The sequence below is a fragment of the Mesorhizobium sp. M7A.F.Ca.US.008.03.1.1 genome, assembly GCF_003997495.1.
Lineage (GTDB): Bacteria > Pseudomonadota > Alphaproteobacteria > Rhizobiales > Rhizobiaceae > Mesorhizobium.
The window spans coordinates 191,904-203,805 of record NZ_RZRU01000003.1 but is presented as its reverse complement, the minus strand read 5'-3'; the positions used below and the strand labels follow the sequence as shown (position 1 = coordinate 203,805).

Sequence of the window (11,902 nt, the reverse complement as noted above, 5' to 3'; positions counted from 1 at the left end):
AACCGCCACGAGTTCCTGCCGACGAAGGTGGAGTGCTTTCATGCCAGTGGCTGTCGAACAGCAGGACACGCCGGCGAACCGTCGTCCGCAACGCTCCGGTCTTCGCGAAACAGGACACGCCATGCGATCATCTCCCCTGGAGGAGGATACCGGACCACAGCACAAGGCCATCGAGGGCGGCGGCTACGGGCCGCTGCGCGGGGATGACCGCGAGCGTATCCACGAGGGCGTGCTGACGCTTCTGGAGACAGTGGGTTTCGCCAACGCCATTCCTTCCTGCATAAAGGTGCTGACCAAGGTGGGGGCGGTCCATGGCGACGATGGCCGGGTCCGCTTTCCGCGCGCGCTCGTGCTCGACACCATCAAGCGGGCGGCACGACATTTCACGCTTCATGGCCAGGACTCCAGGCACGACATGGTGGTCCAGGGCAAGCGCGTGCACTACGGCACGGCAGGCATCGCCGTGCACCTGGTGGATCTGGAGAAGCGCGAGTACCGCGAGTCCAAGCTGCAGGATATTTATGATGCCGCCCGCATCGTCGACGGGCTGGACAACATCCATTTCTTCCAGCGGCCGATGGTGGCGCGCGACATCGCCGATCCGCTCGAGATGGATTTCAACACGCTTTATGCCTGCGTGATGGGAACATCGAAGCACGTCGGAACATCCTTCACCGTGCGTGAGAACGTGAAGCCTGCGCTTGAAATGCTGTACGCCATCGCCGGCGGCGAGGAGAATTTCCGCGCCCGGCCATTCGTTTCCAACTCCAACTCATTCGTCGTGCCGCCGATGAAGTTCGCCGAGGATGCCTGCGGCGTGCTTGAGGCCTGCGTCGAAGGCGGCATCCCGATCCTGCTGCTGTCAACCGGGCAGTCCGGCACCACGGCACCCGCGGCGATGGCCGGCGCGGTCGTGCAGGCAGTGGCCGAAGTGCTGGCCGGCCTGATCTATGTCAACGCGCTCAAGCCCGGCCATCCGGCGATCTTCGGCGCATGGCCGTTCATGTCGGACCTGCGCACCGGCGCCATGGCGGGCGGGTCGGCCGAGCAGTCGGTGGCAACGGCGGCCTGTGCCCAGATGGCGCAATTCTACGATCTGCCCGGCGGCTCCGCCGCCGGCATGACGGATTCGAAACTGCCCGATATTCAGTCCGGCTACGAAAAGGGTATCACCAATGTGATGGCCGGTCTCTCCGGCCTCAACCTCGTCTACGAGGCGGCCGGCATGCATGCCTCGCTGCTCGGCTTCTGCCTGGAGAGCCTGGTCATCGACAACGACATGCTCGGTCATTGCCTGGGCTGCGCGCGTGGCATCGACGTGACTGACGAGGCCCTGTCGATTGACAGCATCGCCGAGGTCTGTCTCAAGGGTCCGGGCCACTATCTCGACAACGAACAAACGCTCAAGCTGATGCAGACCGGGCACTTCTATCCTGCCCTCGGCGATCGTTCCTCGCCGAAGGAATGGAACGAAAAAGGCCGGCCTGATATATTGTTGCGTGCGATCACCGAGAAGAAGCGCATTCTTGCCGAACGTTTTCCGCGCCACGTGCCAAAACAGGTCGACGACAGATTGCGTGCCCGTTTCGGCAGCCTGATCCACCTGCCGCGCAAGCATATGGGCGGCTGACCGGAGACGAGTTCGTGCAGCCATACAGCCACCACCCGGAGCCAATTCAGGACGGAAAACCGCTTCACACTTTTCCTGGAATTGCGCTCTTCGTTTGACGCAATTCCGAACAGAAACCGCTTCACACTTTTCCTGGAATTGCTCCGGGATCAACCATCGGGCAGAACGACAAATGAGTGTGCATCCTATCCAGCAAGCCCTCACCGACGGCGACGCGATCGATCGGCTGGTGGCATCTCATCGGCCAGGCCACGGCCTGGTACGTGCCTTCTATCATGACCCGACGATCTTCGAGCGGGACATGGAACGTGTCTTTCGCCGCCACTGGCATTGCCTGGCCCATGCCAGCGTTATCCCGAATCCCGGCGATTTCGAGCTGTTCAAACTGGGCGACGAGGCGGTCATCCTGACACGCGGCATGGATGGCACCGTGCATGCCATGCTCAATGTCTGCCGCCATCGCGGCGCCGAGGTCTGCACCAAGGAGAAGGGCAACGCGAAGATGTTCGTGTGCCCCTACCACGCCTGGACCTATTCCAATGACGGATCGTTGCGCGCTGCCCGCCTGATGCCGAAGGATTTCGACCGCACGGCGCACGGTCTGAAGAAGCTTCATGTCCGCGTCGCATCCGGTCTGGTCTTCATTTCCTTCGCCGAGACGCCGCTCGATTTCGATCCGATCGAACAGTCGCTGCGCACGAGCTGCGGCCAATATGGCTGGGGCGAAGCCAAGGTGGCGTATCGTCAGTCCTACCCGCTCGACGCCAACTGGAAGCTCGCCGTCGAGAACTATGTAGAATGTTACCATTGCGGGCCGGCGCATCCGGAGTATTCGCAGACGCATGCGCTGGAAAAACCAGCCGAGATGATCGAGCAGCTCAATGCGGCGATGGAGCAGCGCACCTGCGCGCTCGGCATCGAGATCGGCAGCGCCAACCGCTGGCAGAACTCGGCGGCCGGTCAGGAAGCAATCCACACCTTCCGCTACGCGCTCTATGACGGCGTTTCCAGCGGCAGCCAGGACGGCTCTCCGGTGGCCCCGCTGATGGGCCGCTTCACCGACTATGACGGTGGCGTCACCTCCATCCATCTCGGCGGCACGACCTTCCTCGTCTGCTATCCCGATCACGGCATGATCTACCGATTCATCCCGAAAACGGCTGGTACCTGCGAGATGGAACTGATCTGGCTGGTGCGCGGCGACGCGGTCGAGGGTCAGGACTACGATCTGGAGAAGCTGACCTGGCTGTGGAAGATCACCACCGAAGAGGACAAGAAGATCATCGAGCACACCGCGCGCGGCGTGCGCTCGCACTATTTCGTGCCCGGACCTATCGCGCCGATGGAATACAACGAACTGCGCTACATCGGCTGGTATCTCGAGGAGATCAGCCGGGCCTGAACGGCTCGGCTGCCTTAGGAGAATCAAGCAGATCTTGCTTTTCGCGTCATTCCGCGCTGAGCCCGTATCGGTCGACGACTTCAGCGTTGATGAGCTTGGCATGCAGCGTCATCAGCACGATCTGCGCGTCGAGGCTGTCGCCGGTTCCAAGCGCCGCCTCGATGCGGCGCTCGGCTTCCAGCGTCCGCTCATGGCCATTGGCTTGCTCGAAGGTTTCGGGACCCGCGATGCAATAGCTGCATAATTGTGCCACCGACGCATAGGTGCCCGGTGGCGGCTCGTCGGGCCAGCGATCCTTCAGGAGATTGACGAGGGTAAGCTTCACGCCCTCCGGCACAAGGGCTGGATGCAGATCGGCGCCGCGCAATGCGGCGTCGAGCTGCCTCAAGTCGCCCGAACGGCCGAACATTCCGAGGAAGCCTAGGGAAGAGCGCCGTCCGGCCATGATGTTTCCTTCCGTTCCAGCCCACTTAGGTGGTGGGCAAGCGGATTGCAAAGGGCGGTGCTGTCTAACCAGCCGCTGCCAGCAAGACCCCCGCAAGGGCGGATAGCGCGAGTGTCGGCAGCATGCCGACTTTCAGCTTCAGGATGGCGATCATGGCGGCACCCGAAAGCAAGGCCGCGCGCCAGTCGATCGACGAAAGCACCGGCACGTTCATGCCAAGGCCCGTCGCGTGCACCTCACGGAAGATGACGTGCAGGCCAAACCATAGGGCCAGATTCATGATCACCCCGACAACGGCGGCGGTGATCGCGCCCAGTGCGGCCGACAAGGCCTTGTTGCCGCGCAGGGCCTCGATGTAGGGCGCGCCGAGGAATATCCAGAAGAAGCAGGGCGTGAACGTTACCCACAGGGTAAGCAGCGCCCCCAGCGATCCGGCAAGCAACGGGTCCAGCGATCCGGAATGGCGGAACGCGGCGATGAAGCCGACGAACTGCAGCACCAGGATGAGCGGCCCTGGCGTCGTTTCGGCAAGCCCAAGGCCATCGACCATTTCACCAGGCGCCAGCCAGCCGAAGGACTGGACGGCTGCCTGCGCGACATAGGCAAGCACCGCATAGGCGCCACCGAAGGTGACGACCGCCATGAGACTGAAGAACCGGCCTATCTCGGTCCAGACGCTTGCAGAGCCGGTGAACCACCAGATCGCAAGAACAGGCCCGAGCCAGAGCGGCAGCCAGATGGCGACGGTGCGCGGTGCATGCCATCTGGTCGGTTTGACATGGGCGAGTTCGCCGCGTTCGAACATCAAGTCGACCGCTCCCTTGAAGTCGGTAACATCGTCCTTGCCATGGGCCGAGCCGGAAAACAGGCCGGGAGCAATGCGATCCCCCAGCCATCCGGTCAGGCCGGCGAACAGGACGATGAGCGGAAACGGCACATTCAACGCATAGATGGCGATGAACGCCGCGACCGCGATCGACACCATGACCCGGTTCTTGAGGGCGCGCCTCCCGATCCGGATCACCGCCTCGATGACAATGGCAAGCACCGCCGCCTTCACCCCGAAAAACAGCGCCGCGACGAGCGGCATGTCGCCGTAGAGCATGTAAAGGCCGCTCAAGGCGAGCATGACGAGCGCGCCCGGCACGACGAACAGGATGCCGGCGACAAGGCCGCCGATCGTCCTGTGCAGCAGCCAGCCGACATAGATGGCGAGTTGCTGGGCTTCCGGGCCAGGCAGCAGCATGCAGTAGTTCAGCGCATGCAGGAAACGCTGCTCGCCGATCCAGCGGCGTTCCTCGACCAGTTCCTTGTGCATCAAGGCGATCTGTCCGGCCGGCCCGCCGAAACTGAGCAGTCCGATTTTCGCCCACACCTTCGTGGCTTCCGCGAAGGTCGGCGCAGCCGGCGGCTCGCCGGTCACCGCCTTATTGTCCGGGACAAGAATGGTCATGACGGCTTACCTGCAGCGGGCCAGTTGTGCGTTTCTTCCGTGGCGTCGCGACACCAGCGGAAGAACGCATCATAGAGCAGCATGCCTGCTTCCAGTTGTTCAAGGTCGTCGCGGAACATACGCGACAGGCCAAGCGAGGCAGCCAGAAAGCCGGCGGCCTGGGGCACCAGGTCGAGGCTTGCAGTGTCGGCCGCACGGACGATTGCAGCCAGGCGATCGAGCGCCTCGAATTCCAACCCGAACTCCTCGATCATCGTGTCGAAGGCGCAGCGTTCGCCACGATGGCTCCAGAACACATTGTCGATGTCGAACGGCATGGCCTGAAAGCGGTCGGCAACAGCCAATACTTCAGCGGGTTCGACAAACAGGAACACCGCGTCGGGGTCGAGAAAACGCCGGATCAGCCATGGGCAAGCGATGCGGTCGACCTTCGGGCGTGATCGCGTCACCCAGACGGTGGCGCCCTTTTCATTGCGTGGCGGCATCTTGGCGGTGCGGACCAGAAGCCCCCCGGCATCGCGCCAGGCCTCTAAGCCCCCTTCAAGTGATTCTGCGGCGATCCCCTCGTGGCGCAGCCATGCAACGACGCCTTGCGAGAGCTTTTGCCCCTTCTGGCAGACGACGGCCACCGGCTTGCCGGCGAACCCGGCCGCCCAGTTCGAAACGGTTTTGAAGTCGCGCCGGCACGAGGCCGGCAAAAGGCGCGGATCGGCGTCGAAATCGTCATCGACGCGAACATCGATAATGACAGGCGCGCCCGGCAGACCGATGAGCCGGGACAATTGCGGTACGGTGATAGCGGTTGTTGACGGCATGGCGTCCACCTCCTTGGAAGAGAAGTTTGGACGCGAACGTTGGGCTGACGCCTCACGGGGTCGTCGCGATGCACCCCTTGTCATGATGGTGGATTTGTTGCGCGTGCTTGTCAAGGATGACGACAGTTCTCGACCTGCTACCGAGACGCGCGCGGAACGAAAAGACGACAGGCTGCCTGAATAGTCAGGCAGCCTGTCGTCGATCCTGCATCAGTGATTGTCGGGCAGGAATAATCGATGATTATCCCTTGGAATAATCAGTGATTGTCCCTTGGGACGCCGCTGGTGCGCGCGACATCCTGGTATTTCACCGCCGGCTTCAGCACCATTCCCTCCGAGAACTGCGCGACCATGCCGCGCTGGATCTCCTGCCAGGGCGTCTGGTGCTTGGGATAGTGATAGCCGCCATTGTTCTGCAACTCGGCACGACGCCGGGTGATCTCGTCGTCGGTGACGAGGATATCGGCCGTGCCCTTGCGCAGGTCGATGCGGACACGGTCGCCGGTCTTGAGCAGCGCCAGTCCGCCGCCGATGGCGGCTTCCGGCGAGGCGTTTAGGATCGACGGCGAACCCGACGTACCCGACTGGCGGCCGTCACCGATGCAGGCGAGCGCGTGGATGCCCTTCTTGATGAGGTAGGCCGGCGGCTGCATGTTGACGACCTCGGCACCGCCGGGATAGCCAACCGGGCCAGCGCCACGCATGAACAGGATGGTGTGTTCGTCAATGCCTTGTGCCGGGTCGTCGATGCGGGCGTGGTAATCCTCCGGCCCGTCGAAAACCATGGCGTTGCCTTCGAAAGCCTCGGGATCCTTGGGGTTGGACAAATAGCGCTCGCGGAATTCCGGCGAGATGCCACTGGTCTTCATGATCGCCGAATCGAACAGATTGCCCCTGAGGTTGATGAAGCCGGCATTGGCCTTCAGCGGCTTGGCGACAGAGCGGATGACGTCGGGGTTTTCGTTGGCGACGCCCTCGCTATTCTCACCGATCGACTTGCCGTTGACGGTGCGCGCGCCGGGATGCGGCAACAGCCCGCCCTTCATCAGTTCGGCAATGACCGCCGGCACGCCGCCGGCATGATGGTAGTCCTCGCCGAGGTATTCGCCGGTCGGCTGCAAATTGACCAGCAGCGGCACATTGAGGCCGACCGTCTGCCAGTCGTCATTGTCGAGCTTGAGTCCAAGGTGGCGGGCGATGGCGTTGAGATGGATCGGCGCGTTGGTCGAACCGCCAATGGCCGAATTGACGACGATGGCGTTCTCGAAAGCCTCTCTCGTCATGATGTCGGACGGCTTCAAATCCTCATGCACCATCTCGACGATGCGCTTTCCCGTCTCATAGGAAATCTGGCCGCGCTCGCGGTAGGGCGCGGGAATGGCGGCCGAGCCAGGCAGCTGCATGCCGAGCGCCTCGGCCAGCGAGTTCATGGTGGTGGCAGTGCCCATGGTGTTGCAATAGCCGGTAGACGGTGCCGAAGACGCGACGATGTCCATGAACTCGTCATAGCCGATCTCACCGGCCGACAGGCGCTGGCGCGATTCCCAGACGATGGTGCCGGAGCCGGTGCGCTTGCCCTTGTGCCAGCCGTTGAGCATCGGGCCGACCGACAGTGCGATGGCCGGGATGTTGACGGTGGCCGCTGCCATCAGCAGCGCCGGCGTCGTCTTGTCGCAACCGATGGTCAGCACGACGCCATCGAGCGGATAGCCGTAAAGCACCTCGACCAGGCTGAGATAGGCAAGGTTGCGGTCAAGTGCTGCGGTCGGGCGTTTGCCGGTCTCCTGGATCGGATGGCAGGGGAATTCGAAAGGAATGCCGCCCATCGAGACGATGCCTTCGCGCACGCGCTTGGCCAGTTCGATATGGTGGCGGTTGCAAGGCGACAGATCCGAGCCGGTCTGGGCAATGCCGATCAGCGGCTTGCCGGACATCAGTTCGGCGCGCGTCAGGCCGTAATTCAGGTATCGCTCGAGATAGAGCGCCGTCATGCCCGGATTGTCGGGATTGTCGAACCACTCCTGCGAGCGAAATTTTTTCTTATGGGTGGGGGCGCCTGCCATCATGGTCTCCGTATTTGTAAGACAAATCGATATGGCAACGCGCGGGAGCAGGCAAGAGGGCGTGCGGTCGCAACCGGACTTTGGTGCGATAGACACGCACCAAGCCGTGCGTTACGGGTTCGGACAGTCTTGTCCGGGAGGTTTTCATGGCTTTGGTGATCGAAGGCGAGGAGCGCATTGCCGCACCGCTGCAAAAAGTGTGGGAAGCGCTGAACGATCCCGAGGTGTTGAAGGCGACCATTCCCGGCTGCCAGAGCCTGGAGATGAAGTCGCCGACCGAGATGGCGGCAACCGTGGTGGTGAAGATCGGACCGATCAAGGCGACGTTCAACGGCGAAGTGACGCTGAAGAACCTGAAGCCGCCGCACTCCTACACCATCCAGGGCGAAGGCAAGGGCGGCATTGCAGGCTTCGCCAAGGGTGGCGCCGACGTGACGCTGACGGCAGATGGACCCGACGCCACGATATTGAATTACGCGGCCAAGGCCGATGTCGGCGGCAAGATCGCACAGCTCGGCAGCCGGCTGATCGAATCGACCTCGAAGAAACTGGCTGGACAGTTTTTTTCGTCGTTCGGCGAAAAGGTCGGCGGCTGAGCCCTCAAGCGGGCATCACTCGAACACAATACTCGGCACGGCGGCTGCCGCAGCACCACGCTCTTCGTTGACCCGGTCCCAGACTTTCGAGGCAATGTCGCGGTAGATTTTCGCCTCGGCGCCGTCGGGCTTCGAGACGACAACCGGCGTGCCGGCATCCGAGCTTTCGCGAATGCCCATCTCGAGCGGCACCTCACCGAGGAAGGTGACGCCGAGGCGCTCGGCCTCGCGGCGGGCGCCGCCATGACCGAAAATATCGTAGCGCTTGCCGGTGTCCGGAGCGATGAAATAGCTCATGTTCTCGACGATGCCGAGCAGCGGCACGTCAACCTTCTTGAACATGTTGAGGCCTTTTCGCGCGTCGATCAGGGCCAGATCCTGTGGCGTCGAGACGATGACAGCGCCAGCCAGGGGCACCTGCTGGGCCATGGTCAGCTGCGCGTCGCCGGTGCCGGGCGGCATATCTACGACGAGCACGTCGAGCCGACCCCACTCGACCTCGCGCAGCATCTGCGTCAGCGCCGACATCACCATCGGGCCACGCCAGATCATCGGCGTTTCCTCGTCGACGAGGAAACCCATCGACATCACCTTCAGGCCGTAATTCTCCATCGGTTTCAGGATCTTGCCGTCGACGGTCTGCGGCCGGCCATGGATGTTGAGCAGCCTGGGCATGGAAGGGCCGTAAATGTCGGCATCGAGCACGCCGACCCGCAAGCCGTTGGCGGCGAGGCCCAGCGCGATGTTGACGGCGGTGGTCGACTTGCCGACGCCGCCCTTGCCGGAGGCAACGGCAATGATCGCCTCGATACCGGGCACGCCACGCTTGCCCGAGCTGTGCGAGGCCGGCGCGTGCGGAGCCGCACGCGGCGCGGCGGCAGCGGGCGCAGCCGGTGGAACGGGCCTGGGTGCGGGGCGCAACGGAACCGGCGCCTCCATGCCGCCGCCCTTCTTCTCCGCCGTCAGCGCGACGACGGCGCCGGCGACACCGGGGATCGCCTTGACGACGCGCTCGGCAGCGGCGCGCAGCGGCTCCATTTCCTGGGCACGGGCGGCGGGAACGGTAATCGAGAAGAAGACCTTCCCGTCGGCGATGAAAATTTCCGAAACCATGCCGAGGTCGACGATGTTGCCGGTGAAATCCGGCCCGTTGACCGTTTTCAGACGCTCGGTGACGATTTCCTTGGTGACGGACATGGCAGTTTTTCCTTACGCAGCTTGCGCCTGAGATAATGCAGTTTCCGGACAGAACCAAGCCGTGGAGCAATGGCTGCCTTGGCGTGCCCGGAAAAACGATGGGGCCTGTCGGATTTCATCAGCATCAAACGTCTTCCAGATGATCGGGTGCCAGTGCGGCCATCAATCAGGCCAGCCGACAGTCGTCAAACAGTCGAGGAGACCTATCTTAACCGGCACGGGACCCACAATCAGAGAAGGAGGCGACCATGCTCGCAAACAGCAACGCAACGGCCAATCTGGCGGTAAAGGATCTCGCGAAAGCCAAGGCTTTCTATGAGGGAATGCTTGGCCTGAAGCAGGTGCACGATGAGGGCGGTGAACTGATCGTATACAAAAGCGGCGATACCACCCTCAACGTCTATCATTCCCAATTTGCCGGAACCAACAAGGCGACAGCGGTGACCTGGATGGTTGGCGACGAGATCGGCAATATCGTCAAGGCGCTGAAGTCGAAGGGCGTCGCCTTCGAACACTATCAGATGCCGGGCCTGACGCTGGAGGGCGATCTCCACGTCGGTTACGGAATGAAGGTCGCCTGGTTCAAGGATCCGGACGGCAACATCCTGAACCTTGTGGACAGATAGATTTCTTCACGTCACCTTGCCAGGCCAACCGCAAGGTAGGTGAGCGCCGAAATCAAAGCGGTGGCCGGCAGGGTGACGATCCAGGCAATGACGATGTTGCCGGCAATGCCCCAGCGCACGGCCGAGACGCGGCGAGCGGCGCCGACGCCGATGATGGCGCCGGTGATGGTGTGCGTGGTCGATACGGGAACGCCGAGCCATGTCGCGGCAAACAGCGTGATCGCCCCACCTGTCTCGGCGCAAAAACCCTGCATCGGGTTCAGTCGGGTGATCTTCGAGCCCATGGTGTGGACGATGCGCCAGCCGCCGAACAACGTACCGAGCGCCAGTGCCGTCTGACAGGTGAGCACGACCCACAGCGGCACGTAGAATTTTTCGCCGAGCATGCCTTGCGAATAGAGCAGCACGGCGATGATGCCCATGGTTTTCTGGGCGTCATTACCGCCGTGCCCCAGGGAATAGAGCGAGGCGGAAAAGAACTGCATGACGCGAAAGGTGCTGTCGACCGCAAACGGCGTCTGGCGCACGAAGAGCCAGGAAACGACGAGAATCAGGACGAGCGCCAGGACAAAACCGGTCGCCGGCGACACGACGATTGCCGCAACCGTCTTGCCGAGCCCTGTCCAGACGATGGCGCCCGCGCCTGCCTTTGCCACACCGGCCCCGACCAGGCCGCCGATCAGCGCGTGCGAGCTGCTCGACGGGATGCCGGCGATCCAGGTGACGATGTTCCAGACAATGGCGCCGACGAGGGCTGCAAAGATCACCGCCGGGGTGACGATGCTGACGTCGATGATACCTTTGCCCACGGTCTCGGCAACGTGGAGGCCGAAGAACATGAAGGCGATGAAATTGAAGAAGGCCGCCCACAGCACCGCATATTGCGGCCGCAGCACCCGGGTGGAAACGATGGTGGCGATGGAATTGGCGGCATCGTGCAGGCCGTTGAGAAAATCGAAGAACAGCGCGACGGCGACGAGGCCGGCCAGCACGGGAAAGGCAATGGTTGCTTCCATCACCTAGACATTCTCAATGACGATGCCGCTGATCTCGTTGGCGACGTCCTCGAAGCGGTCGACCACCTTTTCCAGTTGGCCATAAATCTCGCTGCCGATCATATAGGCCATCGGATCGCTGCTGCCGTGCTTCCTGAAGAGATCCTTCAGCCCTTGCTCGTGCAGGTCGTCGGCCCGGCTTTCGACGCGCATCACCTCTTCGGCGATGGCGTTGAGGCGCACAGTATGCGTCGCGACCTTGTTGAGCAGCGGGATCGCCTCGGCCACCAGCTTGGCGGCGGCGACGATGACGCCACCCATTTCCTGCATCAGCGGATCGAACTCCTTGCGCTCGAACAGCTTCACCGTCTTGACCGTCTTGTGCATCATATCGATGGCATCATCCATCGACTGGATCAGGTCCTTGATGTCGCCGCGATCGAAAGGCGTGATGAAGGAGCGCCGCACCGCCAGCAGCACTTCCGCGGTGATGTGGTCGGCCTCGTCTTCGAGATCGATGATTTTCTGGCACCAGAGGTCGATATCCCTGCCCTGGAGAAGCTGCTCCAGCGCCTCGGCGCCGCCGACCACGGTGCGGGAATGTCGTTCGAACAGATCGAAGAAGCGATCTTCGCGCGGCAACAGCTTGCGGAACCAGCCCAGCATGGTCGATCTCCCAG

At 62.5% G+C, this 11,902-nt stretch carries 11 protein-coding genes; 4 read left to right on the top strand and 7 right to left on the bottom strand.

Annotated features, from left to right (window positions below; genetic code table 11):
- The first annotated feature begins 40 nt into the window (after positions 1-40).
- Both EOA16_RS06515 and EOA16_RS06510 read left to right on the top strand, forming a co-directional pair.
- Positions 41-1,630 carry a trimethylamine methyltransferase family protein gene (locus tag EOA16_RS06515; RefSeq protein WP_127256484.1) on the top strand — a complete coding sequence of 530 codons (1,590 nt, stop codon included), beginning with the start codon at positions 41-43 and terminating at the stop codon, positions 1,628-1,630.
- 172 nt (positions 1,631-1,802) lie between these two features.
- Positions 1,803-3,032: an aromatic ring-hydroxylating dioxygenase subunit alpha gene (locus EOA16_RS06510; protein WP_127256483.1), complete on the top strand. Its 1,230-nt coding sequence runs from the start codon at positions 1,803-1,805 to the stop codon at positions 3,030-3,032.
- A gap of 46 nt (positions 3,033-3,078) precedes the next feature.
- Here the strand turns inward: EOA16_RS06510 and EOA16_RS06505 are convergent, their stop codons facing one another.
- The 4 genes from EOA16_RS06505 to EOA16_RS06490 all read right to left on the bottom strand — a co-directional run bounded on the left by EOA16_RS06505 (position 3,079) and on the right by EOA16_RS06490 (position 7,808).
- Entirely contained in the window at positions 3,079-3,477 is a 399-nt protein-coding gene (locus EOA16_RS06505; RefSeq protein WP_127256481.1) for a hypothetical protein, read from the bottom strand.
- A 64-nt stretch (positions 3,478-3,541) separates the two neighbouring features.
- Positions 3,542-4,930, bottom strand: a complete 1,389-nt coding sequence (gene chrA / locus EOA16_RS06500) for a chromate transporter (protein ID WP_127256480.1) — start codon at positions 4,928-4,930, stop codon at positions 3,542-3,544.
- On the bottom strand, positions 4,927-5,745 hold the full coding sequence (locus EOA16_RS06495) for a sulfurtransferase/chromate resistance protein (protein ID WP_127256478.1): 819 nt from the start codon (positions 5,743-5,745) through the stop codon (positions 4,927-4,929). Before EOA16_RS06495 ends, chrA begins: the two co-directional genes overlap by 4 nt.
- A 257-nt stretch (positions 5,746-6,002) precedes the next feature.
- Positions 6,003-7,808, bottom strand: a complete 1,806-nt coding sequence (locus tag EOA16_RS06490) for an IlvD/Edd family dehydratase (RefSeq protein WP_127256477.1) — start codon at positions 7,806-7,808, stop codon at positions 6,003-6,005.
- Between the two features lie 146 nt (positions 7,809-7,954).
- Between EOA16_RS06490 and EOA16_RS06485 the strand changes: the two genes are divergently transcribed.
- A complete protein-coding gene (locus EOA16_RS06485; RefSeq protein WP_127256475.1) occupies positions 7,955-8,404 on the top strand; it encodes a carbon monoxide dehydrogenase subunit G in 450 nt (149 codons plus the stop codon).
- Positions 8,405-8,419: 15 nt separating this feature from the next.
- Here the strand turns inward: EOA16_RS06485 and EOA16_RS06480 are convergent, their stop codons facing one another.
- Positions 8,420-9,601 (bottom strand): Mrp/NBP35 family ATP-binding protein, encoded by a 1,182-nt coding sequence (locus tag EOA16_RS06480; protein WP_127256474.1) that lies wholly within the window; start codon positions 9,599-9,601, stop codon positions 8,420-8,422.
- A gap of 248 nt (positions 9,602-9,849) precedes the next feature.
- Between EOA16_RS06480 and EOA16_RS06475 the strand changes: the two genes are divergently transcribed.
- The gene (locus tag EOA16_RS06475; RefSeq protein WP_127256472.1) at positions 9,850-10,227 is read left to right on the top strand and encodes a VOC family protein; all 378 of its coding nucleotides are present in this window, start codon (positions 9,850-9,852) and stop codon (positions 10,225-10,227) included.
- Between the two features lie 11 nt (positions 10,228-10,238).
- Here EOA16_RS06475 and EOA16_RS06470 read toward each other — a convergent pair whose 3' ends face one another.
- A complete protein-coding gene (locus EOA16_RS06470; protein ID WP_127256470.1) occupies positions 10,239-11,243 on the bottom strand; it encodes an inorganic phosphate transporter in 1,005 nt (334 codons plus the stop codon).
- 3 nt (positions 11,244-11,246) lie between these two features.
- Positions 11,247-11,888: a DUF47 domain-containing protein gene (locus tag EOA16_RS06465; RefSeq protein ID WP_013528009.1), complete on the bottom strand. Its 642-nt coding sequence runs from the start codon at positions 11,886-11,888 to the stop codon at positions 11,247-11,249.
- Positions 11,889-11,902 lie beyond the last annotated feature (14 nt).

What these genes read in the sequence shown, in the direction of transcription:
- EOA16_RS06475 (WP_127256472.1), top strand. Translation starts at nt 9,850, where the DNA reads ATGCTCGCAAACAGCAACGCAACGGCCAATCTGGCGGTAAAGGATCTC.
- EOA16_RS06510 (WP_127256483.1), top strand. Translation starts at nt 1,803, where the DNA reads ATGAGTGTGCATCCTATCCAGCAAGCCCTCACCGACGGCGACGCGATC.
- EOA16_RS06470 (WP_127256470.1), bottom strand. Translation starts at nt 11,243, where the DNA reads ATGGAAGCAACCATTGCCTTTCCCGTGCTGGCCGGCCTCGTCGCCGTC.
- EOA16_RS06485 (WP_127256475.1), top strand. Translation starts at nt 7,955, where the DNA reads ATGGCTTTGGTGATCGAAGGCGAGGAGCGCATTGCCGCACCGCTGCAA.
- EOA16_RS06480 (WP_127256474.1), bottom strand. Translation starts at nt 9,601, where the DNA reads ATGTCCGTCACCAAGGAAATCGTCACCGAGCGTCTGAAAACGGTCAAC.
- EOA16_RS06490 (WP_127256477.1), bottom strand. Translation starts at nt 7,808, where the DNA reads ATGGCAGGCGCCCCCACCCATAAGAAAAAATTTCGCTCGCAGGAGTGG.
- EOA16_RS06515 (WP_127256484.1), top strand. Translation starts at nt 41, where the DNA reads ATGCCAGTGGCTGTCGAACAGCAGGACACGCCGGCGAACCGTCGTCCG.
- chrA (WP_127256480.1), bottom strand. Translation starts at nt 4,930, where the DNA reads ATGACCATTCTTGTCCCGGACAATAAGGCGGTGACCGGCGAGCCGCCG.
- EOA16_RS06505 (WP_127256481.1), bottom strand. Translation starts at nt 3,477, where the DNA reads ATGGCCGGACGGCGCTCTTCCCTAGGCTTCCTCGGAATGTTCGGCCGT.
- EOA16_RS06465 (WP_013528009.1), bottom strand. Translation starts at nt 11,888, where the DNA reads ATGCTGGGCTGGTTCCGCAAGCTGTTGCCGCGCGAAGATCGCTTCTTC.
- EOA16_RS06495 (WP_127256478.1), bottom strand. Translation starts at nt 5,745, where the DNA reads ATGCCGTCAACAACCGCTATCACCGTACCGCAATTGTCCCGGCTCATC.